Origin of the sequence: Sphaerotilus montanus (assembly GCF_013410775.1) — a bacterium.
In the GTDB taxonomy this organism is placed as follows: Bacteria; Pseudomonadota; Gammaproteobacteria; order Burkholderiales; family Burkholderiaceae_C; genus Sphaerotilus; species Sphaerotilus montanus.
Genome location: NZ_JACCFH010000001.1, coordinates 4118260 through 4143980 on the forward strand (window position 1 = coordinate 4118260; position 25721 = coordinate 4143980).

25 protein-coding genes and 2 pseudogenes are annotated in these 25721 nt (G+C 69.8%); 15 read left to right on the forward strand and 12 right to left on the reverse strand.

The genetic code is table 11. The features are described from left to right. Nucleotides 1-6 precede the first annotated feature (6 nt). From BDD16_RS18720 to BDD16_RS18730, 3 genes are read left to right on the forward strand one after another with little or no spacing between them, the layout of a single operon-like run. Entirely contained in the window at nucleotides 7-654 is a 648-nt protein-coding gene (locus BDD16_RS18720; protein WP_179635335.1) for a nucleoside/nucleotide kinase family protein, read from the forward strand. A 34-nt stretch (nucleotides 655-688) separates the two neighbouring features. Continuing rightward, complete coding sequence (locus tag BDD16_RS18725; RefSeq protein WP_179635336.1) at nucleotides 689-1474, forward strand: SDR family oxidoreductase; 786 nt, start codon at nucleotides 689-691, stop codon at nucleotides 1472-1474. 27 nt (nucleotides 1475-1501) lie between these two features. After that, nucleotides 1502-2932 carry an aminotransferase-like domain-containing protein gene (locus BDD16_RS18730; protein WP_179635337.1) on the forward strand — a complete coding sequence of 477 codons (1431 nt, stop codon included), beginning with the start codon at nucleotides 1502-1504 and terminating at the stop codon, nucleotides 2930-2932. Here the strand turns inward: BDD16_RS18730 and ccoG are convergent. The 3 genes and pseudogenes from ccoG to BDD16_RS23430 all read right to left on the reverse strand — a co-directional run. Then, the gene (ccoG, locus tag BDD16_RS18735) at nucleotides 2916-4367 is read right to left on the reverse strand and encodes a cytochrome c oxidase accessory protein CcoG (protein ID WP_179635338.1); all 1452 of its coding nucleotides are present in this window, start codon (nucleotides 4365-4367) and stop codon (nucleotides 2916-2918) included. The genes BDD16_RS18730 and ccoG overlap by 17 nt on opposite strands. Next, the gene (locus BDD16_RS18740) at nucleotides 4364-5047 is read right to left on the reverse strand and encodes an acyl-CoA dehydrogenase family protein (RefSeq protein WP_179631894.1); all 684 of its coding nucleotides are present in this window, start codon (nucleotides 5045-5047) and stop codon (nucleotides 4364-4366) included. Before BDD16_RS18740 ends, ccoG begins: the two co-directional genes overlap by 4 nt. 126 nt (nucleotides 5048-5173) lie before the next feature. Continuing rightward, nucleotides 5174-5377, reverse strand: a pseudogene (locus BDD16_RS23430) (class I SAM-dependent methyltransferase family protein); the annotation flags it as partial. Between BDD16_RS23430 and BDD16_RS18750 the strand changes: the two are divergent. Next, nucleotides 5353-5517, forward strand: a complete 165-nt coding sequence (locus BDD16_RS18750; protein WP_218897870.1) for a hypothetical protein — start codon at nucleotides 5353-5355, stop codon at nucleotides 5515-5517. The pseudogene BDD16_RS23430 and the gene BDD16_RS18750 overlap by 25 nt on opposite strands. Before the next feature lie 6 nt (nucleotides 5518-5523). Here BDD16_RS18750 and BDD16_RS18755 read toward each other — a convergent pair whose 3' ends face one another. Continuing rightward, nucleotides 5524-6282: an SDR family NAD(P)-dependent oxidoreductase gene (locus tag BDD16_RS18755; RefSeq protein WP_179635340.1), complete on the reverse strand. Its 759-nt coding sequence runs from the start codon at nucleotides 6280-6282 to the stop codon at nucleotides 5524-5526. Then, the gene (locus tag BDD16_RS18760) at nucleotides 6279-7316 is read right to left on the reverse strand and encodes a patatin-like phospholipase family protein (RefSeq protein ID WP_179635341.1); all 1038 of its coding nucleotides are present in this window, start codon (nucleotides 7314-7316) and stop codon (nucleotides 6279-6281) included. Before BDD16_RS18760 ends, BDD16_RS18755 begins: the two co-directional genes overlap by 4 nt. Between BDD16_RS18760 and BDD16_RS18765 the strand changes: the two genes are divergently transcribed. Beyond that, a complete protein-coding gene (locus tag BDD16_RS18765; protein WP_179635342.1) occupies nucleotides 7308-8525 on the forward strand; it encodes a phosphatase PAP2 family protein in 1218 nt (405 codons plus the stop codon). The genes BDD16_RS18760 and BDD16_RS18765 overlap by 9 nt on opposite strands. Continuing rightward, a complete protein-coding gene (locus tag BDD16_RS18770) occupies nucleotides 8522-9154 on the forward strand; it encodes a CDP-alcohol phosphatidyltransferase family protein (protein WP_179635343.1) in 633 nt (210 codons plus the stop codon). The genes BDD16_RS18765 and BDD16_RS18770 overlap by 4 nt, the downstream gene beginning before the upstream one ends. On the opposite strand, the gene BDD16_RS18775 is transcribed toward BDD16_RS18770, so the two are convergent. The 5 genes from BDD16_RS18775 to BDD16_RS18795 all read right to left on the reverse strand — a co-directional run bounded on the left by BDD16_RS18775 (nucleotide 9096) and on the right by BDD16_RS18795 (nucleotide 16342). Then, the gene (locus BDD16_RS18775; RefSeq protein ID WP_179635344.1) at nucleotides 9096-10922 is read right to left on the reverse strand and encodes a bifunctional alpha/beta hydrolase/class I SAM-dependent methyltransferase; all 1827 of its coding nucleotides are present in this window, start codon (nucleotides 10920-10922) and stop codon (nucleotides 9096-9098) included. The genes BDD16_RS18770 and BDD16_RS18775 overlap by 59 nt on opposite strands. Further along, on the reverse strand, nucleotides 10919-11845 hold the full coding sequence (locus tag BDD16_RS18780; protein WP_179635345.1) for a phosphatidate cytidylyltransferase: 927 nt from the start codon (nucleotides 11843-11845) through the stop codon (nucleotides 10919-10921). The genes BDD16_RS18775 and BDD16_RS18780 overlap by 4 nt, the downstream gene beginning before the upstream one ends. 87 nt (nucleotides 11846-11932) lie before the next feature. Next, a complete protein-coding gene (locus BDD16_RS18785; protein ID WP_179635346.1) occupies nucleotides 11933-13141 on the reverse strand; it encodes a ComEC/Rec2 family competence protein in 1209 nt (402 codons plus the stop codon). A 29-nt stretch (nucleotides 13142-13170) separates the two neighbouring features. Further along, complete coding sequence (locus BDD16_RS18790; RefSeq protein WP_179635347.1) at nucleotides 13171-15336, reverse strand: hypothetical protein; 2166 nt, start codon at nucleotides 15334-15336, stop codon at nucleotides 13171-13173. Beyond that, on the reverse strand, nucleotides 15329-16342 hold the full coding sequence (locus tag BDD16_RS18795) for a patatin-like phospholipase family protein (protein WP_179635348.1): 1014 nt from the start codon (nucleotides 16340-16342) through the stop codon (nucleotides 15329-15331). The genes BDD16_RS18790 and BDD16_RS18795 overlap by 8 nt, the downstream gene beginning before the upstream one ends. Before the next feature lie 155 nt (nucleotides 16343-16497). On the opposite strand from BDD16_RS18795, the gene BDD16_RS18800 reads away from it, so the two are divergent. After that, entirely contained in the window at nucleotides 16498-18417 is a 1920-nt protein-coding gene (locus tag BDD16_RS18800; protein WP_179635349.1) for a B12-binding domain-containing radical SAM protein, read from the forward strand. A 36-nt stretch (nucleotides 18418-18453) separates the two neighbouring features. On the opposite strand, the gene BDD16_RS18805 is transcribed toward BDD16_RS18800, so the two are convergent. Continuing rightward, complete coding sequence (locus BDD16_RS18805; RefSeq protein WP_179635350.1) at nucleotides 18454-18600, reverse strand: hypothetical protein; 147 nt, start codon at nucleotides 18598-18600, stop codon at nucleotides 18454-18456. Nucleotides 18601-18857: 257 nt separating this feature from the next. Between BDD16_RS18805 and BDD16_RS18810 the strand changes: the two genes are divergently transcribed. The 4 genes from BDD16_RS18810 (at nucleotide 18858) to BDD16_RS18825 (ending at nucleotide 22029) form a co-directional block, all read left to right on the forward strand. Next, nucleotides 18858-20768 (forward strand): AI-2E family transporter, encoded by a 1911-nt coding sequence (locus BDD16_RS18810; RefSeq protein ID WP_179635351.1) that lies wholly within the window; start codon nucleotides 18858-18860, stop codon nucleotides 20766-20768. Nucleotides 20769-20890: 122 nt separating this feature from the next. Further along, complete coding sequence (locus BDD16_RS18815; RefSeq protein ID WP_179635352.1) at nucleotides 20891-21421, forward strand: ferritin-like domain-containing protein; 531 nt, start codon at nucleotides 20891-20893, stop codon at nucleotides 21419-21421. A gap of 34 nt (nucleotides 21422-21455) precedes the next feature. Continuing rightward, nucleotides 21456-21776 carry a BON domain-containing protein gene (locus tag BDD16_RS18820; protein ID WP_179635353.1) on the forward strand — a complete coding sequence of 107 codons (321 nt, stop codon included), beginning with the start codon at nucleotides 21456-21458 and terminating at the stop codon, nucleotides 21774-21776. 37 nt (nucleotides 21777-21813) lie between these two features. Further along, nucleotides 21814-22029, forward strand: a complete 216-nt coding sequence (locus tag BDD16_RS18825) for a CsbD family protein (RefSeq protein WP_179635354.1) — start codon at nucleotides 21814-21816, stop codon at nucleotides 22027-22029. Nucleotides 22030-22055: 26 nt separating this feature from the next. Here BDD16_RS18825 and BDD16_RS18830 read toward each other — a convergent pair whose 3' ends face one another. Further along, nucleotides 22056-22688: a response regulator gene (locus tag BDD16_RS18830; RefSeq protein WP_179635355.1), complete on the reverse strand. Its 633-nt coding sequence runs from the start codon at nucleotides 22686-22688 to the stop codon at nucleotides 22056-22058. Between the two features lie 116 nt (nucleotides 22689-22804). On the opposite strand from BDD16_RS18830, the gene BDD16_RS18835 reads away from it, so the two are divergent. From BDD16_RS18835 to BDD16_RS23110, 4 genes and pseudogenes are all read left to right on the forward strand, one after another. Further along, complete coding sequence (locus BDD16_RS18835; RefSeq protein WP_179635356.1) at nucleotides 22805-24109, forward strand: CHASE3 domain-containing protein; 1305 nt, start codon at nucleotides 22805-22807, stop codon at nucleotides 24107-24109. 169 nt (nucleotides 24110-24278) lie between these two features. Further along, the gene (locus tag BDD16_RS18840) at nucleotides 24279-24443 is read left to right on the forward strand and encodes a DUF1328 domain-containing protein (RefSeq protein WP_179635357.1); all 165 of its coding nucleotides are present in this window, start codon (nucleotides 24279-24281) and stop codon (nucleotides 24441-24443) included. A 4-nt stretch (nucleotides 24444-24447) separates the two neighbouring features. Beyond that, nucleotides 24448-25518 carry a zinc-binding metallopeptidase family protein gene (locus BDD16_RS23105; protein WP_179635358.1) on the forward strand — a complete coding sequence of 357 codons (1071 nt, stop codon included), beginning with the start codon at nucleotides 24448-24450 and terminating at the stop codon, nucleotides 25516-25518. 17 nt (nucleotides 25519-25535) lie between these two features. Beyond that, a pseudogene (locus tag BDD16_RS23110) lies at nucleotides 25536-25721 on the forward strand (SDR family oxidoreductase); the annotation flags it as partial.

Sequence of the window (25721 nt, forward strand, 5' to 3'; positions counted from 1 at the left end):
CGCGGGATGCCTGCCTCTGTCCCCACTGCCTGCCTCGCCCACCTGGAAACCCTGCTCGCCGATGGCCGTCGGCGCGCGCTGCTCGGTCTGATCGGCCCGCCCGGCGCCGGCAAGTCGACCTTTGCTGCCGCGCTGCTCGCCGCCTGGGAAGCCCGCCACCCCGGCACCGCGCAGGTGGTGCCGATGGACGGCTACCACCTTGCCAACGTCGAGCTGGCCCGCCTCGGCCGCGCCGCGCGCAAGGGCGCGCCGGACACCTTCGACAGCGCCGGTTTCGTGTCCCTGCTGCGCCGCCTGCGCGACCAGCCCGCGGACGAAACCGTGCTGGCGCCCGAGTTCCGCCGCGAGATCGAGGAGCCGGTCGCCGGCGCGATTCCCGTGTTCCCCGAGACCCGGCTGGTCATCGTCGAAGGCAACTACCTGCTGCTCGACGACCCGCATCTGGGCGCCTGGGGGCAGGTGAACGCGCTGCTGGACGAGGCCTGGTATGTGGACGTGGACCCCGCGCTGCGGCTGGAGCGGCTGGTCGCGCGCCATGTGCAGTTCGGCCGCAGCCCGGAGGCCGCGCGGGCCTGGGTCGAGAGCACCGACGAACCCAACGCGCGCCTGATCGAAGGCACCCGCGCGCGGGCTGACCGTTGCATCGCCTGGTAAGGCACAAGACCCACAAGACACACAGGGGAATCCGATGGATCTGGGACTGAAGAACAAGACCGCGCTCGTGCTGGGCGCCAGCAGTGGCCTCGGCGCCGCGATTGCGCGCACGCTGGCGGCGGAAGGCGCCCGTGTGGCCGTCGCCGCACGGCGGGTGGACCGTCTGGACGCCCTCGTCGCCGAGATCGAGGCGGCGGGCGGACAGGCGTTCGCGCTGGCCTGGGACCTCGCCGATCTGGCGCAGACCGGGCCGAACGTCGCCGCCATCGAGGCCCGCTTCGGCCCGGTCGACATCCTCGTCAACAACACCGGTGGCCCGCCGCCGAGCACCGCCGCCGGCCAGCCGCCCGAGCGCTGGCTGGCGCAGTTCCAGGCCATGGTGCTGAGCGTGATCGCGGTGACCGACCGCGTGCTGCCCGGCATGAAGGCGCGGGGCTGGGGCCGCATCGTCACCAGCACCTCGTCCGGCGTGGTGGCCCCCATCGCCAACCTGGCGATGTCCAACGCGCTGCGGCTGTCGCTGGTCGGCTGGTCGAAGACGCTGGCGCGGGAAGTGGCCCGGGATGGCATCACCGCCAACATCGTGGTTCCGGGCCGCATCGCCACCGACCGCATCCAGTTTCTGGACGAGCAGGCGGCGCAGCGGCAGGGCAAGGACCTCGCACAGGTGCAGGCCGACAGCGCCGCTGCCATCCCGATGGGCCGCGTCGGTGACGTGCAGGAATACGCCGACGTGGTGGCCTTCCTCGCGAGTGCGCGGGCCTCGTATGTCACCGGGTCGGTGGTGCGGGTCGACGGCGGAATGATCACCGCGGTGTGAGCGGGCTGGTGCTGGCCGGCTGATGCCATGACCCGCTACGCTGATCTGGCCGACGACCTGACCGACGCGATCCGCCGCGGCGCCCTGCGCCCGGGCGAGCGGCTGCCATCCGTGCGCCAGGCCTGCGCGAGCAGAGGTGTCAGTGCCTCGACGGTATTCCAGGCCTATGACCTGCTGGAAGCGCGCGGGCTGATCGAGTCGCGACCGCGCTCGGGCTTCTTCGTGCGGGCACCACAGTCCGGCGTGGCGGCCGAGCCGATGGCCACCATGCCGGTCGGCGATACCACCGAAGTGGCCATCGCCGACCTGGTCATGCAGGTGCTCGGATCGACCCGCGACCGCGACGTCGTGCCGCTCGGCTCGGCGTTCCCGAGTCCGCGGCTGTTTCCGCTGGCCGATCTGGCCCGCAGCGGTGCACGGTCGATGCGCGCGCTCGACCCGGACCGGCTGGTCGAGGACCTGAGCGCCGGCAACGAGCGCCTGCGCCACCAGATCGCGCGGCGCCAGACGCTCGCCGGCATCGCGGTGGATCCGGACGAGATCGTCATCACCCACGGCGCGATGGAGGCACTGGACCTGTGCCTGCGGCTGCTGACGCGTCCCGGAGACATCGTCGCCGTCGAGTCGCCGACCTTCTACGCCGCGCTGCAGGCGCTGGAGCGCCACGGGCTGCGCGCGGTCGAGGTCGCGACCGACCCGCGCGACGGTGTCGACCCGGACGCGCTGGCCGCCGTGCTGGCGCGCCACCGCGTGGCGGCCTGCTGGCTGATGCCGAATTTCCAGAATCCGCTGGGCAGCCTGATGCCGGTGGAGCGCAAGCGGGCCGTGGTCGCGCTGCTGGCCCGCCACGGCGTGCCGCTGATCGAGGACGATGTCTATGGCGAGCTGCACTTCGGTGCGACCCGCCCGCCGCCGGCCAAGGCCTTTGACGAGGCGGGAGGCGTCCTGCACTGCACGTCGTTCTCGAAGTGCCTGGCGCCGGGGTACCGGGTCGGCTGGGTCTCTGCGGGCCAGCATGCGCCGGCATTGCGGCGGCTCAAGACCATGACGTCGCTGGCGACCGCCGTGCCCTCGCAGCTCGCGATCGCCGAGTACCTGGTGCAGGGCGGCTTCGACCGCCACCTGCGCCAGTTGCGGCGCCGGCTGGAGGTGCAGCAGCAGGCCATGCGCGCCGGGATCGAACGCCATTTTCCGGTCGGGACCCGGGTGTCGAGGCCGCAGGGCGGCTATTTCCTGTGGCTGGAACTGCCCGAAGGCGCCGATGCGCTGGCGCTGCACCGCCAGGCGCTGGCGTGCAGCATCAGCATCGCGCCGGGGCCACTGTTCAGTGCCGACCATCGGCTGCGCCGTGGCCTGCGGCTGAATTTCGGCCACCCGCCGGAGGACACCCGGATCGCCGGTGCCCTGGAGACCCTGGGCCAGCTGGCCGGACGCACGGGGATCAGCGCGGCACGATGAAGGTGCTGGACTCCCGCACGGACCGCCGGCGGCCATCCGCCTGCGCCACCTCGATGACGAAGTCCACCGGCAGGGTGTGTCCGGCCTCCGCCAGCGCCCGCTCGGCCGGCAGGCGCACCCGCACCACCATCGCCCCGGTGTCGGCTGCTGCCAGCGCCACGGTGTCCACCGGATCGACCAGCAGGGTCCCGCCCAGGCGGTCCTGCACCGCCAGGCGGCCTTGCAGGGGTGCGCCCGTGGCGTTCATCAGCTGGAGGCGGTAGACGTTCTCGACCGTGCCGTCCTCGACCGGACGGGCCATCACGCCCCGGTCGCGCAGGATGTCGAAGCGCAGCGGTGCGCGCTGCAGCAAGCCGCCGCCCATCGCTGCCACCGCCAGCCCCAGCAAGGCGCCATACACCGCCACCCGTGGCCGCAGCAGCCGCGACCACCGGCCAGCGGACGCCCCGGTCCCATCGCGGTCCGAGAACCGGATCAGGCCGCGCGGCTGGTGGATCTGGTCCATCACCTGGTCGCAGGCGTCGATGCAGACGCCACAGCCGATGCACTCGTACTGCAGTCCGTTGCGGATGTCGATGCCGACCGGACAGACCTGCACACACAACGTGCAGTCGATGCAGGCCCCTGGTGCCGACTCCCGTGGGGCGTCCTGTCTGGCCGTGGCCCGCTGGCGGCGCGGCTCACCGCGCCCCGCGTCGTAGCCCACGACCAGCGAGCGCGGGTCCATCATCGAGCCCTGGAACCGGGCATACGGGCACATGTGCAGGCAGACCTGCTCGCGCAGCCAGCCGGCGTTGCCGTAGGTGGCCAGGGTGTAGAAGCCGGTCCAGAACAGGTCCCAGGGGCCGACCGTGCCGGCGGGAATGGACGCGGCGAGTTCGCGGATCGGCGTGAAATAGCCGGTGAAGGTGAAGCCGGTCCACAGCGCGAAGGCCATCCACGCCAGGTGCTTGCCGCCGCGGCGCAGCAGCTTGGTGGTGTGCCAGGGCGCGCGGTCCAGCCGCAGGCGCGCGGTCCGGTCGCCCTCGAAGCGCCGCTCGATCCACAGGAAGATCTCGGTGTAGACCGTCTGCGGGCACGAAAAGCCGCACCAGACCCGGCCGGCCAGCGCCGTGGCCAGGAACAGCAGCAGCGCCGAGGCCACCAGCAGGCCCGTCAGGTAGACCAGGTCCTGCGGCCACAGCACCAGACCGAAGACGTCGAAGCGCTGTTTCTCCAGATAGAACAGCAGGGCCTGCCGGCCGTCGATCTGCAGCCAGGGAATGCCCAGGAAGAAGGCCTGCGTCAGCAGCACGAACACATGGCGCAGGCGGGTGAAGCGGCCCCGGCTGGCGCGGGGGTGCAGGCGCTGTGCGGCCGGATGGATCGGAATGACGACACGGGCTGGTGCCGTCCCGGAGGTCGACGTGGACGGGGTGGTGGCGTCCGTGTTCATGGTGCGGTGTCCAGACCTGCGCACAGCGCTTGCCGTACCGCCAGCACGCGGGCGTCGAGCGCATCGGCCTCGCTGTCGAGGATCTCGTCGTCGCGGAAGAAGACGCCTTCGACGTCCAGCCGCGCTGTGCGGGTGCCGTGCCAGTGGGCACCGTCGTGGTCCGGGCCTCGGCGAATGCCGTCCTGATCGCCGCTCAGCAGCACGACCGTGCGCTGGTCGTCTTCAAAGTGCACCGGTGCGACCAGGACATGGCCGGCCCACTGCAGATTGGTCACCGATCCCAGTGATCCGTAGAGGCGCCAGGCCCGATCGCGGCGGCGTCCCGCCAGCGGGATGCGCTGGGCGTCGGGCAGCAGGCAGGCCCCGGCGCGGTGACCGGCGATCAGGTCGGGCAGGAGGTGCTCGGCCACGGCGCGGTTGCTGGCCTGGTGCAACTGCTCGATGCACAGCCGCTGTGCCCATAGCACCCGGGCGGCTCCGGGTGCGCAACGTGCCAGCGCTGCCATGGCTTGTGTCAGGTCCGCGAGGGTCCCGCCTACGCCCCCGGCGCTGACAGGCAGGGCCAGCCCGGTGAGGCCCTGGGCCGCGATCCAACCCAGCCAGAGGTCGCCCTGGACGTTCGGATGCGGGTGGTGGGGTGGGGCGTGCAGTGCGGCGGAGCGCGGCATCAGGCCATGCATGGCAGTGTGGACTCTGGTGGAACAGGGTTGCCACTGTGCTGCGCCGTCTTCTGCACCGCAAGACGCAGAATTCGTCAAAAGAAACCAGATCAGATGGGCTGGCGTCAGATCGTGGCGCGCCACCGAAACCGTGAAGACCCCGCCGGACCCGATCAGGCTCTGCGTCTTGCGGCAGTCGATGCTGGCCACCAGCGCGTCGAGTTCCGCCTGGGGGCGCAGCCGCATCTGCCACGGCTCGCTGCGGATGTGCGGCGCATGGATCGTGGATCCAGGTGGCTGCGATGACCGCCCCGACGCTGTTGGCGATGACCACCATGTCCTCGGGGGCAAAGCCGTGGACCTGCCGGAGGTGGCGGATGAATCAGTGGAAGTCCTGCACGGTCGTGTTCACCCGCTACGACAAGCTCGATGTCATGTTTGCCGCTTTCATCACCATGGCACCCGTGGCCGAGGCGCTTCGGTTGCGTTAACAGGCCCTAGCGCCGACGTTTCAGCAGCCCGGTCGGCAGCCGGTTCAGCACTGCCACCAGCCAGCGCATCTGCCACGGGAACACATGCACCGGCTGGCGGCGTGCGATGGCCGCGGTGATCTCGCGGACCGCAGCCGCTTCGGACAGCAGGAAGGGCTTGCCGCTGGCATCGCCCCCGTTGAGTTCGCGCAGCCGGGCGGTGTCCATGTAGCCCGGCACGATGGCGGTGACGGCGATGGAAAATGGCGCCAGCGCGATGCGGTAGGTCTCGCACAGGCTCAGCACGCTGCGCTTGGTGGCGCTGTAGAGCGATGCGCCGGGATAGTCCTTGAGCAGGCCCGCCACCGAGGAGATCGCCACCAGCTGCCCGCGCTGCGCGCCGACAGGCTGTTGCAGCAGGCGCCGGGCCGCGCACTCGAAGGCGTGGTGCAGGCCGCTGACGTTGGTGGCCAGCAGGCGCAGCGTCGCGTCGGCGTCGAGCGCGTGGTGGCGCGAGTTGAAGTAGGTCCCGGCCGAGACGATCAGCAGGTCCAGCGGCAGCGGCGCGGGCAAGAAGTCGGCCAGCGCGTGGTCGATCGCCGCGGCGTCGGCGATGTCGAGTGCATAGCGCTTCAGCTGCGGGTAGGGGCGCGCGGCGTCGGCGTCGATCTTGCCGGGGTCCCGGCCGCACACCGCCACGCGGTGTCCCGCCTGCAGGTAGTGCAGCGCCAGGGCCCAGCCGATGCCGCTGGTGCCGCCGATGACCATGATGTTCAGGGGACTCATGCCAGGCGCTGCCCGCATTGGTGGCCGTAGTGCCACTGGGCGTCGACCAGCCGGCGGTAGTCCGAGAGCTGCTCGGGGGCGGCCAGTTCGATGCGGTTCGCCGCCCAGCGGAGGCGCTTGAGCAGCAGGGCGTGCGGCAAGGCGCGGCGCATGTCCGAGGTGTCGTAGCTGCAACGGCCGGGGTGGGCGTGGAGATCGGCGTGCATCACGTGGTGCATGCGCCGGTGGCCATCGACGCCCAGCACCGCGCGCAGGGCGGGCGTGGCCAGGGTGCGGTCATAAGGCGCCTTGTGTTCCATGAAGACCTCGTTCGCCAGTTGTCGTGCGATCTCGACGGGCACCAGATCAATGGCGCCGCCGAGGTAATGCCGGCCCGCGTGGGCATGGCAGCGGAAATAGAACATGTCGGCGATCGACGCCCGCACCGCGTCGGCGACCGGCATGTCCGTGACCGTGCGCAGGTCCGGTGCGATGACCCCGTGGCCCCAGCGGGGATCGTCCATCGGGGCGCGCCGGCCCTGCAGCAGCGCGGCCGTGCGGGTGTCGCACAGCACGGTTTCGGCGAACAGCGGGCGTGCGCCACGCGGCTGGCCGACCTCGTGTTCGCCGTAGAGCAGGGTGCCGGCGATGAAGGCGACGGCCGGCCCGGGGGCGGGATCGGGTGCGGCGGGCAGCGGCAGCCTCGCCGGAAGCTCGAACAGGTAGTCATTGAAGAGATCCGGCACCCGCGGCGCCGGCTGGCGATTGCAGAACCGAGCCAGCGCACCCGCCAGTGCGCCGCCGAGCGTGGCGCCCGGACGCGCTTGCAGGCTGCGGCAGAAGGCGTGCATCGCGGGTGAGGCGAGCCAGTCCCGGCGCGCAGCGGCGTCCGGCAGCGCTTGTATGATCGCCGCGGCGATGGCGCCACCACAGCTGGCCAGCAGCACATCGGGCGCGCGGCCCTGCGCCGCCAGCGCCGCATGCAGGCCCAGGTAATAACCGAACCGGAAGCCCCCGCCGGCCATCACCAGGCAACGCGCGTATCGATGTCCCACCGTCTTGCATCCATCGGAGCCATTGAAGGGAAGGGGGCGCTGCCTGCGACCTGGCGGCAGCGCATCGGCTTGCTCTTGCTGAACACGCTGGTGTTCACGGCATGCTATCAAACCGCCAACCACCTGGCGGAGCGGGCGCAGGTGTCGCGCCAGATCGCGCTGGCCTTCGAGCGGCAGATCCCGTTCATCGCGTGGATGGTCCTGCCCTACCTCTGCTCGGGTCTGTTCTATGCGGGCAGCTTCTTTCTCGTGCCGGACCGCGCGGCCTTGCGCCTGCTGAGCCAGCGCCTGCTGCTGGCGACGGTGGTGGCCGCGCTGGTGTTCGCGGCCCTCCCGGTGCAGTGCGGTTTTGTGCGGCCTGCGGTGCAGTCACCGGTCCTGGCGCTGCTGTACGCGGGTCTGGGCCTGGTGGACCGGCCGTACAACCAGATTCCGTCGCTGCATGTCGCCTACTGTGTGGTGTTCTGGTTCACGCTGCGCGACACGCTCGACAGCCGCCCGGCGCGGTGGCTGCTGGCGGTGGCGCTGCTGCTGGTGTCGGTCGCGACCGTCTTCACCTACCAGCACCAGAGCCTGGACGGCGTGGCCGGCGCACTGCTGGGTCTGGCCGTGGTGGGGTGGGTCCGACCGGGTTCGCACGAAGTACCGGTGGCCCTGCACTACGTGGCCGCGGCGACTGTCACCTTCCTCGTCGGCGCGCTGGCCCTGCACAGCCTGCTGGGGCTGTACCTGACGCTGAGCCTGCTGCTGGTCAGCATGGCCTATGCGCGCCGGGACCGGCATTTTCTGCACAAGCAGACGGGGCGCCATCCGCTGTGGGTCTGGGGCCTGTACGCGCCGTATCTTGCTGGGTACCGGCTGACGTGGTGGCTGGTGCAGTGGCGGGAGCGGCACCATGCGCCTGTGGTCCGGGTGTCGGAGCGGCTCTGGATTGGCCGGCGTCTGACCGACCGCGAGGCCGCGCTGCTGCCGCCGGACTGCGTGGTGGTGGACCTGTCCGCCGAACTGCCCGAGACCCCCAGCCTGTTGCGCGCCGCGGCGATCCGCTACCGGCATCTGCCGCTGCTCGACCTGGTGACCCCGGTACCCGCCGCCGTGGAAGAGATTGCCGCGGTGGTGCGCGCCGCGTGGGCGGAAGGCCGCATCGTCTACCTGCACTGCGCGATGGGCTACGAACGCTGTGTGCGGCTGGCAGACTACCTCGCATGAACCTCTCCTTCTCGGTCTACGACCTCAAACCCCGGTTCCAGCAGGCGCTGCGGCCGCTGCTCGCGTCGCTGGTGCGCCGCGGCGTCACCCCGAACCAGATCACCGTGCTGGCCATGGCGCTCTCGCTGGCCTATGGCGTGGTGCTGGCGCTGCACCCGGCGAACCGGTGGCTGTGGGGGCTGTTCCCGGTCGCCATGCTGCTGCGCATGGCCCTGAACGCGGTCGACGGCATGCTCGCCACGGCCACCGGGCAGAAGACGGCGCTGGGCGCCCTGCTCAACGAGATGGGCGACCAGCTCTCGGACGTGGCGCTCTACCTGCCGTTCGCGCTGGTGGCGCAGGTGCGGGCGCCGATGCTGGTGATCGTCGTCGCAGCGGCGCTGCTGGCCGAGTTTGCCGGCGTGCTGGCCGTGCTGATCGGCGCGGACCGCCGCTTCGACGGCCCGATGGGCAAGAGCGACCGCGCGGTCGTCTTCGGGCTGATGGGGCTGCTGGTGGCGGGTGGCGCGAGGGCGGACTGGTTCGACGGGCTGCTGATGCTCACGCTCGTGCTGCTCGTCTGGACCACCGTCAACCGGCTGCGACAGGCTTTGCGGGCGGTGGCTCGTGGCGCGCCACGGACACCGTGAAGATGCCGGCCAGCCCGATCAGGCTCTGCGTCTTGCGGCAGTCGATGCTGGCCACCAGCGCGTCGAGTTCCGCCTGGGGCCGTGGCCGCATCAGCCACGGCTCGCCGCGGTGGTTGTTCAGCGTCTGGGCGATCATCAGCAGCTGCGGGTGCCACGGCTGTCCGGTGTAGACCAGATGTCCGCCGGGGCGGAGCTGGCGCTGGATGCCCTGCAGCGACGCCAGCACCGGCGCGTTCTCGGCGAACAGTTCGTACAGGCCCGACACGATCACGATGTCGAACTGCGACTCGTCGATGGGGTAGCTGTCCGGCGAGAACGCATCCCGGCACTCGTACTCGACCGTGTGGTTCAGCGCGAGCGCCTCGGCCAGCTGGCGGGCCGCGTCCAGATTGGCCTGCGCGTAGTCCCGCAGGGTGATGTGCATGGGGCGGTCCTGGAAGCGCTTGGCGGTTTCCAGCACGTAGCGCCCGCCGCCCGCGGCGACATCCAGGATGCGCAGCGGCAAATTGGCCGGGTGCGTGGCGATGAGTTCGGACAGCGCCTGCTGCAGGTGCTGCTTGCGCAGCCGGATGCCGCGCCAGCCGATTGCCTGCAGATAGCCCTGGTCGATGAACTTGCCGATGCCGAAGCGCCCGCCGGCTTCGTTGCGGTAGACGTAGTCGAGCGAGGCACCCGAATCGAAGCCCTGCGTCAGGCCGATCTGCATGCCGTTGCTGAGCGGGCCGAGCCACTGCAGCATCTGGCGCTGGACGGTGTTGGCCGCGCGCTCCAGCGCCGTGCCCAGCGTGCCCCGCTGCAGGTGGCCGAACTGGGCGGCGCTGCGGCTGTTCCGGTCGCCATCCAGGTGCTCCTCGACCGCGGCGATCGGGTGGCCGAAGCAGCCGTCGATGAACTGCCGGGTCGCCTGGATCGCCTCGTCCATCGGCGGCCCCTGTTCGTAGAAGACCGCATGGAAGCAGTCCTTGAGCACCAGCAGGCGCTTGTGGCGCGAGCCCAGGCGCTCGAAGAACAGCTGCTGTGGCGCGGCGTGCACGACGTAGTCCTTCTCCGCGACCAGCATCAGCACTGGCACGTCGATCGCGAAGGCATCGGCGACGATGCGCTTGGCCGTGTCGGCCAGACCGAGCAGGACCCGGGCGGAGATGCGCCTGGCGATCAGCGGATCCGCAGCGTAGGCGCGGGCCTGCTCGTGCGAATGGGTCAGCATGGACGGGCGGATGTAGCTGGTGACCGCCAGGTCCGGCTTGAATCCCAGGGCCAGCCGCAGCGCCGGCTTGGCGAGCGGCACATACAGCTTGATCTGGAACGCCGCCGCCGCCATGACCACGCCGCGGATGTGCGGCGCATGGTCGTGGATCCAGGTGGCTGCGATGACCGCCCCGACGCTGTTGGCGATGACCACCATGTCCTCGGGGGCAAAGCCGTGGACCTGCCGGAGGTGGCGGATGAACCAGTGGAAGTCCTGCACCAGGCTCTCGAAGTCGGGCGCTGCGCCGCGTTCGCCGGGTGAGTGGCCGTGGCCCCGGGCGTCCCAGGCGAAGGCCCAGTCCCGCAGGCCGGCGAACTGCTCCACCAGTGGCTCGATCCGGCCGGAATGTTCGTGGCCGCGGTGCAGGAAGATCAGCACGCGCAGCGGCGGCGAGGCCGCGGTGCGGTAGGTGTCGCGGGGCTGCCAGCAGCGGTAGAACAGGCGGGTCTGGTCGAAGGTCTCGAAGCCGGATTCGGAGCGGATCCAGGGGTCGTGGGCAGTGTCGGTGGTGGTGGTCATGGCGCAATCCCGGCGTGGAGCTGGACAGTGAGGAGCAGGGCGTGCAGCAGGGGCGCCGTGAGGACCAGACTGTCGGCGCGGTCGAGTATGCCGCCGTGCCCCGGAATCAATCGCGAGAAATCCTTGAGTTGCAGGACGCGCTTGATGGCCGAGAACACCAGGTCACCCGCGAATCCGCCGAGCGCCAGCGCGGCACCCAGCGCGACCAGCACGGCAGGCGCGGCGAGCTGCAGCCGGGTGCCAATGGCCACCGACAGGGCGACGCTCACCACGACACCGCCCGCCAGCCCCTGCCAGGTCTTGTTCGGGCTGATGCCCGGGGCGATCGCGTGGCGGCCGAGGGTCTTGCCGCTGACGAACTGCGCGATGTCGTTCAGGCAGGTCAGGGCCAGCAGGTAGAAGGTCCACGCCAGCCCGGTGTGGCCCAGCGCCGGCAGCTGGGCGATCTGCACCAGGTGGCCCACGCCCAGCAGCGTGAGCACGAAGGTGCCCACCAGCAGGGGACGGCGGTGTCGGCGGCACAGGCCGACCGCCACCAGCACCACCAGCACACCCGCCGGATGCCAGAGGCTGGTCGCCGGCAGCACGCTGTTCACCCACTGGTTGGCCAGAAACGTGGTCCCGCAAAGACCGAAGAACGGCGCGCGCGGCCCTGGCCAGTGGCTGGACAGCTCACGGGCCGCCAGCGCGCAGATGAGCCACACCAGTCCGGTCGAGCCCATCGGGTAGACCCACAGGCCTGCGGTGAGGACCGGAAAGATCAGCCACCAGGCCTGCACCTGCTGGCGCAGCATGCTGTCGGGGCGGGAACGGGTGGAGGCACGGACGGCGGCGGTGCTGATGCCCAGCAGGCCGTACAAGAAAAACAGCGAGGGCACGATGGTGGGCCACGTGCTGTCGCCGCTTGCGGCTGGAAATGCCAAGGGGTGTGCCTGTCTGATCGAGCTGGTCCCAGCGGAAGGCCAGCATCTTCCCTGAAGGCACCCCTGCGCGTCCAACGCTTTCAGCGTTCAGAGCGCCAGCACGGTCGCCTGGGCGCTGCCGGGGGGGTAGACGGCGACAAACCCCTCCGCGTGCTGTCGCTCGGGGGCTGCCCACGGCTCGGTGGTGGCGCTCCGGTAATTGAACAGCAGTCGAGCGGGCGAGGTCCCGTGGTGTTCGGCGAGCACCAGATCCACGGCCCGTGCGTTCGGGTGGCCGAACACCGCGCCGCTGGTCGACACCAGATAGCGGGCGCTGTCGAGGCAGGCCAGCAGCGCGGCATGGACGTTGCGGACGCTGCCATGGTGCGGCAGCTTGAAACCGCTGAGCGCGAGGCGTCCGCTGCCGGACGCCTCGGGCAGGCGGCGGATGGAGGCCTCCAGCACCGAGGCCCAGGCGTCGCCCGCCAGCAGCAGGCGCACCGTGGGTTGCTCGCTCGGGTACTCCAGCAGCAGGGCGATGCTGCTGCCGTTGGCTTCGCTGTCGTCGCTGCCGAAGGCCGCGCCCGCTTCGCCAGCCGCGCCGAGTGCATCGGCCAGCTCGAACCCACCGAGTTCCGCACTGTCCCCGGTGTCGGCGCCCTCGATGTCGTCGACCGCGCCGAGCGCATCGCCCAGCGGACGCAGGTGGCGCGCCGCTTCCAGCCGCAGACGCAGCGCTGCCGTGTCGCCAGAGGTGAGGCCAGCTGCTTTCAGTGCCTTGCGCCAGGCGTCCTTCAGTGCGAGCAGGCGGTCGTGGTCGGGCGACAGCAGCGTCAGCTGGCAGGCGCCGGGACCCAGATCGACGACCGGCAAGCCGGCGGCCTCCCGGTCGATGGCGACCAGTCGGTCCGGCCAGCCGAGGTTCCAGACCGCCGTGCCGGTGCGGTGTTCGTAGTCGGCGATCAGCATGCCGAGCAGCTCGCCCTGCAGCGCGCCCAGCGGCTGGCCGGCGGGGTCCGGCACCTGGTCGAGCTGGTCGCGGCCGTTGAACCAGATCCGGTCGAAGACGCAGCCCAGCGCCTCGGCGTCCCGCAGCAGCCGCACCACGCCCTCGATGTGGTCGGCGTCGATGTGGGTGATGACCAGCAGGTCGAACCGGCGCTCGGCCTTCGGTACCTGCAGGATGCGGGCGCGCAGGTTGGGGTAGGTCCGCCCCGGCCCGCCGTCGATCAGGATGCGGCGAGGGTGGGCCGCGTCGCCGTACTCGATCCACAGGCAGTCGCCGTGGGCGGCGGGCAGCATTTCGAGGCGGAACATGGCGGCTCCTGGTTCGGTGCGTCTGCGCGTCAGTGGGCGTGTTCCGCCGCGGCCTGCGAGGGGGCCAGCCGCCACTGTGCATCGCCCAGCGTGACGAGGCACAGCGCCATCAGGTAACCGCGCCCGAGCATGCGGCGGCGCACCCGGCGCATCACGGTGCCGAAATCGGTGTCCGCGTCGCGCACTGCCGCAAGCTGCCGGACCAGTTCCTGCGCGACCGGCGCCGCGTGCCGGCCGAGTACCTTGGCCAGCGTGCCCAGCACGATGGCGGCGTGCTGCTGCTGGACCCGTCGGGTCAGTTCGACGTAGCCCATGCCGCCATCGGCATCGGCCGCCGTCTGGCAGCCCAGCATCAGCACGATCGGGCCGGGGTCGGTGGTGTCGGGGTTGATGTAACTGGGCAGGAGCTGTTCGCGCCCCAGCCGGGCCTGGGCGTGGGACAGACCCTCGGCGCCGATTTCCAGGTAGTCCAGCCCCTGGTCGACGTCGTGGTGTGGCAGGACCAGCAGGAGCGCCGGATCGGACTGCACGGCCATCTTCCACTCGACCCAGTCTGCGGCCCGTACCGGGTGGGCGACCGACTGCGTCAGGGCGGCCCAGAGCTGGTCGCGGTCGGCCTCGGGCACCTTGTCGCTGCAGGCGAACAGGGCCGAATCGATGGGGCGCAGGCTGCGGCGGGCAGCGGTCGGCACGGACGCGCCTGCACTGGATGCGGCATCCGGGTCCAGGCGCTCGATCACCTTCTGTAGCGACCAGAAACCCAGCGGGCACACGACCGGCACGCGGTCGCGCTGGTCGTCCGCGAGCGGCACGCGGCTGCAGACCGGGCAGTTCGCTGCGTCCGACTGCAGCACGTCGCGCCAGCCTGCGCACAGCGTCGCGTCCTCGGCCGGCGCGCCGCGGTCGTAGACAAATTCGAGCGGCACGTGGTCGCCTGTGCGGTTGAGCAGTTGCAGGCGCTCACCCGGATCGCGGTAGCCGCTGTCGCGCAGCTGGTTGTAGAGGTTGGCACCGTGGCGGGCGAGGGTGCGCAGCAGGTTCAGCACGGCCGGGTCGTCCGGATCGAGTTCGTCGGACGCTGGCAGGCCGGCCTTGGCCTGTTTGCGCACCACCACGGTTTCGGTCAGGTGCAGCGTGTCGTTCAGCCAGCGCAGCGCCGTGCCGGAGCTGCCGAGGTCGAAGGCGTGGGCGCCATGGTTGTCGAACAGCAGCAGGCGGGCGGCCGCGTCGGCCGTGGAGGGCGGCGGGGCGTCGATCACCAGCGTCCCGTCGACCGCCGGGCTGTCGGCGATGCCGAGCACCTCGCGCCGGCAGGCCTGCACCCGCAGCGAGAGGGTGTGGGCGGGCGTTTCCGGCTCGCCCGGGCGCAGCACGAAGCCTTCGAGCCGCACCGCCTCGAAAATCCGGCCGCGGTAGCGGAACACGAGGTCGGCGCTGACGTAGCGCTCGCCCTCCGGCACCGTCAGGTGCAGGTTGCAGTCGCCGCTGCGGGCGTCGCGTTCGGCGGGCAGCAGCAGCGTCCGGCTGTCACTGTGCTCCACGCCGCGGCCGTCGCGCCAGTAGAGCTGCGCCTGCAGCAGCAGGCCATCGGCCGGCATGGCCACGTCCGGGATCGGTTGGTCGGCGGCGGTTTCCGCGTCCTCCAGCGGCCCGATCCAGCAGCGCACGACGTGTTCGGCGCCAGCCAGAAAAGTCTGGCGCCGCTGGCCACCCTGGAGCAGGCGGAGCTGCGCCCGGCGCGCTTCTGGCTGTGGCGGCGTGGCCCGCTGCACTGGAACGCCACGGCTGCGTCCGCGGGTTGGCGGGGACGCTCGCCCGCTGAGCCGATCACCGGAAGCGCCTAGGCTGCCGAGGAGAGCCAGTCGTGCGGCGGTATCGGCGGATTGCATGAGCTGATCGACCGCGGTGTGGATCTGCTTGGCCACGGCCTCCGCATCGAACGGTGCCGCAGCAGGTTTCGGCCGGACTGCGCGCAGCCGCTCCAGCAGCGCCGTGGCCTGTGTGTCACCCGGCGACCCCGCCACCGTGCGGCGCCGCAACGCCAGCAGTTCGGCGACGAGCTGCGCGAGGGCGTCGGGATCCAGCGGGAACCGGGCCGCGGCGTCCAGCGCGGCGAAGCCGACCTGCAGGTCCGCATCGGTGGCGGCCAGATCCAGCAGCGGCCCCAGGGCGTCGGCGTCCAGCCAGTCAGCCATGGCGGAGCAGCTCTGGCGTGTAGGTGTGCAGCCGGTGCATCAGCAGGGCGCCCGCGTGGCGCTTCAGCACGGTCATCTCGTCGCCCGACAGCCGCTTCAGGTTGGTGCCGATCGCCGAGGCGAAGGCGGCGTCGCCGTCCTGCGCCTGGCCGATCGCGCTGTCGATCGAGAACCACACCGGCTTCGGCCCGTTCGCACGCAGCATGCCCAGCTCCAGCCGCTTGAACTGCAGCCCGCGCACCTGCTCCATCAGGATGTCGATGGCCTCGACCAGCACCGCGGCGCTGGATTCGGTCGGCTGCTCGACGATGGAGAAGGGCTTGCCGCCGTCGCTGACGACCACGTAGTCCAGCGCATTGCGGTCGCGCACCAGCGGATTGACGCCGAGGTTGTCGTACACGCCGCCGTCGGTCAGGCAGATGAAGTCGGCACCATGGGCGGGGAAGGCGTCCTGGTCCAATCGCAGCGGCGGGAACACCGGCGGGAAGGCCGACGACGCAGCGACCGCCCGGCCCAGCCGAAAGTGCTCGGCCGGATGGAAGCCCATCTCCCATTCGCCCATCTCGGTCGGCTTGCCACCGCCGGTGACGAAGGAGAACAGGTTGCCGGTGGCCAGATTGGTCGCGTTCAGGTAGAGGCGCGGGCCGCCCGCGAGCGCGTCCAGCGTGCAGCCGGCGAAGAGGTCGCGGTCGTAGCTGTCGGCCAGCTTGTCCAGGCGGGTGTGGAAGGGGTCGAGCATCCCGCCGAGCACCGAGGACACCGCGATGGAGGCGCTGCGGAGGTACTGCTCCAGCCGGTCCAGCGCCGCGTCGTTGCCCCAGTTCCGGCACAGGAAGGCACCGGCGATGCTGCCGCCGGAGACGCAGGTCAGCAGGTCCAGCTTCCAGAGCAGCCCCTGTGTCTGCAACTGCCGGAACACCCCCAGGTGAAACGCCGCGGCGCGGAATCCGCCGCCAGACAGTGCCAGCCCGATGCGCTTCTGCGCATTCCCCACGGTGATCGCCATGTCGTGCTCCTTGGTCCTTGCACACCATGGTTCATACGCGTACCAGTCCGAACAGTCAATGCACTGGCCCGCGGTACGTCCTTCATCCGGAGGACAAACGCCCGGCTGGCAGAATGGCCGCCCCCGAGTCGTCTGCTCGCACCCCGAGCCGCGCCATGTCCGAACTTCCCTTGCGCGTGCTGTCCGTCATCCCGCCGATGACGCAGCTCAACACCCCGTACCCCTCCACCGCCTACCTGACCGGCTTCCTGCGCTCGCGTGGCGTCGATGCGGTGCAGGAGGATCTGGCGCTGGCGCTGGTGCTGCGGCTGCTGTCGCGGGGCGGCCTGCTGGAGATCCGCCGGCGCATCGAGGCGAACCCGCCGCAGCGTTCGACCGAGCCGGTGCAGAGCTTCATGGCGCAGTTCGACCGCTACGTGGCGACCATCGACCGCGTCATCGCCTTCCTGCAGGGCCGTGACACGACGCTGGCGCACCGCATCAACAGCCGCGCGTTTCTGCCGGAGGGGCCGCGGTTCCGCACGCTCGATGTCTACGTGGACGAGGACGGCGGCGATCCGCTGGCCTGGGCGTTCGGCGCGCTGGGGTTGCAGGACAAGGCACGGCACCTGGCCACGCTGTACCTGAATGACCTCGCCGACGTGCTGCGCGACGCGGTCGATCCGCGCTTCGAGTTCGTGCGCTACGCCGAGTCGCTCGCCACCAGCCAGCCGACGTTCGAGCCGCTGGCCGCCGCACTGGCCGCCGCGCCGAACCTGATGGACGAGGTGCTGACCGAGCTGACCCGGGCGGCGGTCGAGCGGCATCGGCCACGGCTGGTGTTGCTGTCGGTGCCGTTTCCGGGGGCGGTGTATGCGGCGTTCCGGATCGCGCAGGCGGTCAAGCAGGTCGATCCGACGATCGTCGTGGCGCTGGGCGGCGGCTTCGTCAACACCGAGTTGCGCGAACTCGCCGAGCCGCGGGTGTTCGACCACATCGACTACGTGACGCTGGACTCCGGCGAGCGCCCGCTGCTGGCGCTGCTGGAGCACCTGAACGGCAAGCGGTCACGGCAACGCCTTGTGCGCACCTTCGTGCGGGACGCGGACACCGGCTTGGTCCGCTACATCAACTTCGTCGAGCCGGACGTGCCCTTCGCCGAAGTGGGCACGCCGACCTGGGACGGGCTGCCGCTGGACAAGTACCTTTCGCTGCTCGACATGCTCAACCCGATGAACCGGCTGTGGAGCGACGGGCGCTGGAACAAGCTGACGGTGGCGCATGGCTGCTACTGGAAGAAGTGCAGTTTCTGCGACGTCAGCCTCGACTACATCTCGCGCTACGAGACGGCCACCGCCGAGACGCTGGTGGAGCGCATCGAAGCCATCGTCGCCGAGACCGGCCAGACCGGCTTCCACTTTGTCGACGAGGCCGCGCCGCCGAAGGCGTTGAAGGCGCTGGCCGCCGAGCTGCAGCGCCGCGACGTGCAGATCTCGTGGTGGGGCAACATCCGCTTCGAGAAGACGTTCACGCCCGAGCTGTGCCAGGAGCTGGCGGACAGTGGCTGCATCGCGATGTCGGGCGGGCTGGAGGTGGCCTCCGACCGGCTGCTGACGCTGATGAAGAAGGGCGTCTCTGTCGATCAGGTGGCGCGGGTGACCAAGGGCTTCAGCGACGCGGGCATCCTGGTGCACGCCTACCTGATGTACGGCTTCCCGACGCAGACGGTGCAGGACACGGTGGACGCGCTGGAGTACGTGCGCCAGCTGTTCGAGCACGGCTGCATCCAGAGCGGGTTTTTCCACCGCTTCGCCTGCACGGTGCATTCACCCGTGGGGCTGAACCCGGCGGAGTACGGCGTGAAGCTGCGCCCGCTGCCGCCGGTGACGTTCGCGCAGAACGATGTCGGCTTCATCGACCCGACCGGCACCGACCACGACGCGCTGGGCGTGGGGCTGAAGAAGGCGCTCTACAACTACATGCACGGCATCGGGCTGGACGAGGACGTGCGGGCGTGGTTCGGGCATCTGAAGGTCAAGGTGCCGAAGACCTCGGTGGGGCGGAATCGGATCGGGAAGGCGCTGGCGGGCCGCTGAGGCGCGCTCGGCTGGCTGGCCTCTGCCCACCCATCCTCAGCGAATCAAGCCGAGCGAAACCATGTCCGACGAAGCGACGCTGCCGTGCTGCGACTGCTGCGGGACATCCACCGGTTGGAACAGCGACACCGACAGCGACATCGCGACCACGAGCACGTAGGGAATCCAACGGGGGCTGGACATGGCGATCTCCTGGAGAGGCCCTTCTGGATGAAGGGCATGGTGCCAATATAGGCAGCCGCCCTGTCTGACGCGATGGGACACCTGCGCGAACGCGTGTCAGCCGTTTCCTACACGCTCCTGCACGCGGCCTGCACGCGCCGGTGCATGCGGAGTTGTCCTACAGGCGGATGCTCGCTGGGCCCACGCGTGTCGGCGCCGGGCTGCACTGCAATGGCGTCATGCCACACGCCATCCGCCCCCCAAGACCCGCGCGCGCCGTGCACCTTCCCCGCAGCATCGGCCACTCTCTGAAATTCATCGTCATCGCCCTGGTGGTGGCGGGCCTGTACTTCGGCCGCGACATCCTCGTGCCGCTGGCGCTGGCGGCCTTGCTGGGCTTCGTGCTGGATCCGCTGGTCAGCCGCCTGTGCCGACTTGGTCTGCGGCGCGGGCTGGCAGTGGGGGTGGTCACGAGCGGCACGCTGTCGCTGCTGGTGGGGATCGGGCTGCTGGTCGGGCTGCAGATGGTGCAGCTGAGCAGCGACCTGCCGCGCTACCAGCAGACCATCGAGCAGAAGATGCATGCACTTCGGCAAGGCATGAGCCGCACGGGTTCGCTGGACGCCGCCTCGCGGCTCGTGCTCTCGCTGGAGCATGAGCTGGAAGCGACCCGCCAGACGCTGGAGCGGGGCGGCGCCGCCGAAGCCGCCCGCAAGGCCACGCCGGTGCGCGTGATCAACAATGTCTCGCCGCTGAACGAGGTGACCGCCTGGGTCGGTCCTGTCCTGGACCGCCTGCTGACCGGCGGCATCGCGGCCGTCCTGCTCGTGTTCATCCTGCTGGAGCGGCACGAGCTGTGTGACCGCATCCTGCGCATGGCCGGCCCCAACCTGCGCCCGATGACGGACGCGCTCAACGAGGCCGCGCGCCGCGTGAGCGCCTTGCTCTCGATGCAGGTGCTGGTCAATGCGGGCTTCGGTGTGGCGCTGGGCGGCGGGCTGTGGCTGCTGGGCATTCCCGGCAGCCTGCTGTGGGGCACGCTCGCGGCCATGCTGCGCTTCGTGCCCTACCTTGGTCCGATGCTGGCGGCGGCCTTCCCGCTGCTGCTGGCCACCGCGATCGATCCCGGCTGGACGCTGCTGGCGTGGACCGCCGGCCTGATCTTTTCGCTGGAGATGATTCTCAACAACGTGGTCGAGCCCTGGCTCTACGGCAGCAGCGCGGGTCTGGCCACCGTCGCCATGCTGCTGTCCGCCGCGTTCTGGACGGCGTTGTGGGGGCCGGTCGGCCTGATCCTGGCAACGCCGCTGAGTGTCTGCCTGGTCGTGCTGGGCCGGCACCTGCCGCCGTTCCGGTTCCTGGATGTGCTGTTCGGCAGCGACCCGGTGTTCGATGCCCGCACGCGCCTGTACCGCCGGCTCGCCGGTGGCCACGCGGGCGAGGCACAGGTGCTCGCGCGCAAGGAAACCGAGGAACGGGGCCTGGCCACCTTCTACGGCTCCAGCGCCATTCCGGCCCTGGGGGAGGTGTCCGGCGCCCGTGCCTCGCTGTGGAGCGAGGAGCAGCGCCGCCGTGTCCACGCGGGCATGGCCTCCGTGCTGAACAGCCTGCGGGAGGTGCATCCGTTGGGCGCTTCGACCGCCGGAGACCATGCCCGGCCCACGCCCCCCGTGTGCTGCGTGGGCCTGAGCGGCCCGGCCGATGGCCTGTCGGCCGCCATGCTGGCCCATGCTCTGTCCGGATCAGGCACACCGGCCCGGGCCCTGACCGCCGAGGCCCTGCTGGCGGAATGGCCCCCGGAAGGTGCGGCGGTCGAGCTGCCGCGCGTCTGCATCGTCTCCTACCACCCGGCCCCGCAGCGCGCCTTGCGCCAGCTGGCGCGGCGTCTTCACCGGACGGCGCCCGCGGTGGAGATCCTGGCGGGCCTGTGGGAGCGCGATGGCGACCCCCCGGTGGCTACCCAGTCCCTGAAGGGTGAAGTTGCGGCGGTGTTTCACACGCTGGCGGACGGGCTGTCCCTGATGGTCCGCACCGACGCCCGTGCCGAGACCTCCGGAGCGGCCCCGCAGACGCCGTCCTCACCGGACCGCGGGCACCGCAGCCAGGGCAGCGCACGGCCGGAACGGGACCATGCCGCCGGCCCGTCCGACCTTGGTGCGCTCCTCGGTGGCGCTGCGGTCACGCCATGAAGGGGCTGGTGCTGCCAGGACGGTCCCGTCCTACAGGCAACGCTGGCATCGGCCGACGCACAGGTCGCCGAGCGACTTCTACATTGGGTTCATCCACTCAACGGTTTCTTCAAGGAGTCCCCATGGCACACACCGAACCACTCGAACTCGACCAGAAGGCGCTCGACCGGGCGCGTCAGAACCTCGGCGACGGGGCGGTGACGCCCAGCTCGGGTCCGTACACGGAAGCGATCGTCCGACTGCTCAACGACGCCCTGGCGACCGAGCTGGTGTGCGTGCTGCGCTACAAGCGACACCACTTCACGGCCAAGGGTCTGGCCTCGCCGGCCGTCGCCGACGAATTCATGGTGCACGCCAATGCGGAGGCCGGGCACGGTGACCGCCTGGCCGAGCGCATCGTCCAGCTCGGTGGCGAACCGGACTTTCATCCGGACAAGCTGCTCGCCCGCAGCCACGCGGACTACGACGAATCGCTGGACCTCAAGGCCATGATCAAGGCCAACCTGATCGCCGAGCGCGTCGCGGTGGAGAGCTACCGCCAGATGGTCCACCTCATCGGCGACAAGGACCCCACCACCCGCCGTCTGCTCGAAGAGATCCTCAGCGACGAGGAAGAGCACGCCGACGAGCTGAGCGACCTCCTCGAATCCTGAGCCGTTAACCGCAAACCCCCAACCGGAGATCCACATGATTGTTCGCCACACCCTGGCCGCCGCTGTCATGGCGGTCGCTACCCTCGCCGTCGTCCTGCCGGGATGCGCTGTCAGCCGCGGTCAGTCGACGGTCGGTGAATACATCGACGACGCGACCCTCACCACCAAGGTCAAGGCGAAATTTGCCGAGGACAAGAGCGTCGATGCCACGGCCATCAATGTCGAGACGCTCAACGGGGAGGTGATGCTGTCGGGCTTCGCCAAGTCGTCCGACGAGAAGATGGTGGCCGAGAAACTGGCCCGCAGCACCCGCGGCGTGAAGTCCGTGAAGAACTCCATCGACGTGCGCACGTGAGCGCCGTCCAGTCGATCAAACTCTGAAAGGAAGCACCATGAACTGGGAACGCATCGAAGGCAACTGGAAACAGCTCAAGGGCAAGGTGATCGAGCAGTGGGGACAGCTCACCGACGATGACCTCGACGTGATCGCCGGCAAGCGCGAGCAACTCGCCGGCAAGCTCCAGGAGCGCTACGGCCTCGCCAAGGATGAAGCGGAGCGCCAGGTCAAATCCTGGGAAGACGGCTACAAGGACACCGATGTCCGCTGACCGCTGACCCGTGTCCCCTGAAGACCTTACTGGATCAGCCCGCTTTTCATCGCGTAGTAGGTCAGGTCGCTGTTCGAGGCCAGCTTCATCTTCTCCATGATGCGGCTGCGGTAGGTGCTCACGGTCTTGACGCTCAGCGACATGCCATCGGCGATGTGCCCGACCGTCTCGCCCTTGGCGAGATGCAGGAAGACCTGGAGTTCGCGTTCGGAGAGTTGCTCGTGGAGCAGCTTGTCCGGGTCTTTGCCCAGTCCGTCGGCTAGCAGTTCGGCCACCGCGGGCGTGATGTAGCGCCGGCCCAGCCGGACGGTGCGGATCGCCTTGACGATCTCCTCCGGATCGCATTCCTTGTTGAGGTAGCCGCTGGCGCCCTGGCGCAGCAGGGTGGTGGCGTAATGCGACTCGGGAAAGCCGCTGAGGATGAGCACCGGCATGTCCGGGCGCCGCGCCTTGATGGCGATCAGCGCGTCGACGCCGCTCTGGTCGGGCATCGACAGGTCCATGACCAGCACGTCGACTTCGTCCTTGCGTACCAGATCCAGGGCCTCGCTGCCGTTGGAGGCTTCACCGGTCACACGCAGGTCGACCTGCTCCGAAAAAAACTGCTTCAACCCTGCGCGTACGATGGCGTGGTCGTCGACGATGCCCACTCGGATCATGTGCAGTCCTTCGCTGTTTCGTGATATCCGGCATAGTGTAGGGGATGAAAACTGCCATTTCTGAAATGCTCAAACGTCCGTTTCAGAGATGGCTGTCCATTTCCGTCGCGGTTCTGGTGGCTGTGCTGATGCTCTGCGTCAGCGAGCTGTCCTACCGGGAATCGGCCGGACAACTCGACCAGCTCGTCCTCAAGGGACAGGTACGGGTCCAGGCCCTGCAGATGCTCCAGCGCATCTCGGACGCTGAATCGGGCAAGCGGGGCTACCTGCTCGTCGGGGGGGCCGAGTACATGGCGCCCTATGTACGCGCGCACGATGAGGCGCTGCGGACACTGGCGGAGATGAAACGGCTGTATGCCGAACTCCACGATGCCGAGGGTGAATCCAGGCGCCTGGAACTGGTGCGGCTGGTGGAGGCCCGGTTCGGGGAAATGGACGAGGTGCTGCGCCTGCATGGGTCCGGAAAATCGCACCTTGCCCTTGAAATCGTGCGCTCGGGCATCGGTCGTGACCTCATGGACCGGGTCCGTGTCGCCGTCGATGCACTGGTGCAGCACGAGAACGCCCGCATCGCCACCGGGTTGAAGAGTGTCTACGAGACGCTGTGGATGAGCCGGATCGGGGTGGCCACCATGACGCTCATCAGTCTGCTGGTGCTGACGCTGTTCGTGCGGCAGGGGCGCGAGCTGGAGCGGCAGCGTGTCCAGCGGCAGGCCGAGATCGTGGAGGAGCGTGACCGGCTCGAAGCGGAAGTGCTGCGGCGCACCGGCGACCTCACGGAGCTGGCCCGGCACCTGCAGACTGCACGTGAAGACGAGCGCGCGCACCTGGCGCGCGAGTTGCACGACGAACTGGGTGCGCTGCTCACCACCGCCAAGCTCGACGCGGCCCGCATCCGGCCCAAGCTGCAGCAGACCCTGCCCGATCTGGTGCCCTGCCTGTCGCATCTGACAGAAACGCTCAACAGCGGCATCGCCCTCAAGCGCCGCATCATCGAGGACCTCCGGCCCTCCACCCTCAGCACGCTGGGCCTGCTCCCCGCGCTGGAGATCCTCTGCGGGGAAGTCCAGGAACGCTCCGGCCTGGACATCCTGACCCGGTTCGAGCCGGTCAGCCTGTCGTCCAGCGCCGATCTCACGGTCTACCGGGTGGTGCAGGAAGCGCTGACCAACATCGTCAAGTACGCCCAGGCCAGGACCGTGCAGGTCGAATTGCACAACGAGCCGGAGCGCGTGTGCGTGCGCGTGGAAGACGATGGCGTCGGCTTCGACCTGTCGCAGACCCGCATCGGGAGTCATGGGCTGCGCGGCATGCGTTTCCGCGTGGAATCCGAGAACGGTCGGCTGGAGATTGCGTCCCGCGCCGGGCAGGGCACCGAGCTGACGGCCTGCCTGCCCCGCGTGGCGCAGGGGCAGGGGTAGGACGGTACCTACGCGCACGCGCCCGCCGATCCGACACGGCATCGCGGCGCGGTCCGCCCCCGGCGGGGCTGGGCAGCTCCTACGATGGACCCATCGCGACATGCACCACGCATCACGTCGCGTCCATCCCCCCCGGAGCCGCCGTGCTCCCCCTGCTCAGGAGTCCACCATGCTGCACTACACCGTCGTTTTCCTGGTCATCGCGCTGATCGCTGCCGTGCTCGGCTTTGGTGGCATTGCCGCCGGAGCGGCCGGCATCGCCAAGATCCTGTTCCTGGTGTTCCTGGTCTTTGCGGCCATCTCCTTCGTGGTCGGCCTCACGCGCAAGGGCTGAATGCATGCGCCCTTACACCTGCCCGAAGTGCCAGCACAGCCTCTTCTTCGAGAACACCGAGTGCCTGAACTGCGGCGCCATCCTGGGTTTCGACCCCGTGGGGATGCAGATGGTGGCCTTCGATCCGCCAGGTGTGCCTGACGCACCGTGGCCGCTTCTGGCGGATGCTGGGCCGCCGATGCAGCCCTGCCGCACCCGCCTGGAGTATTCGGCCTGCAACTGGATGGTCTCGGACAACGATCCGCAACAGCTCTGCCAGAGCTGCCGGCTCACCGCGACCCGGCCGGACCTGAGCGTCGCGGGCCACCGCCAGATGTGGGCCGAATACGAGCAGGCCAAGCGCCGTCTGGTCTATGGCCTGCTGCGGATCGGGCTGAAGCCCGAGCCCAAGCAGGATCCCGGCGACGACCAGGGGCTGGCCTTTCACTTCCTGGCGTCTCAGCCCGGCCAGCCGCCCGTGATGACGGGGCACGACCGCGGAACCATCATCCTGAGCCTGGACGAGGCCGACAGCGTGCACCGCGAGTCGGTCCGGTCCGACTTCGGCGAGCCATGGCGCACCCTGCTGGGCCACGTGCGCCACGAAACCAGCCACTACCTGCAACACCGCTGGATCGAGACCGACAGTGCAGCGACCAGCCTCTTTCGCGAGGTGTTCGGTGACGAACGCGCCGACTACGGTCAGGCCCTGGCCCGGCACCATGCGGACGGCCCGCCGGCGGACTGGCCCCAGCACTACATCAGCAGCTACGCCAGTTCGCATCCCCACGAGGACTGGGCCGAGACCTGCGCCCACGTGCTGCTGGTGCAGGACGCGGTCGAGACGGCGCAGTCCTGGGGGCTGTCGCTGTCCAGTCCGGTCGCCAATTCCCAGTCGTCGGCCGACCTGCTCGATGCTCAGTCGTGGAGCGATCTGCTGCTGTCCCAGTGGCTTCCCGTGGCGCAGTTCCTGAACGCCATCAACCGGAGCATCGGCGTGGCGGACAGCTACCCCTTCCTCATGCCGTCGCAGGTGGTCCGGAAGATGTCCACCGCCGCCCGGCTGTTGCGGGGCGCGGCGCAGCGCAATGCCTGAGGGGGGATGAACACCCGCCGGGCGAGTTCGTCGACTACGCGGCGTCCAAGGGCGCCATCGACAGCTTCACCCTCGGCCTGGCGCGCGAAGTCGCGGGGGAAGGCATCCGCGTCAACGCGGTCGCGCGGGCGGTGCTGTGGCTGCTGTCGGCGGAGGCGCCGTACATCACGGGGACCGTGGTGGACGTGTCCGGGGGGCGCTGA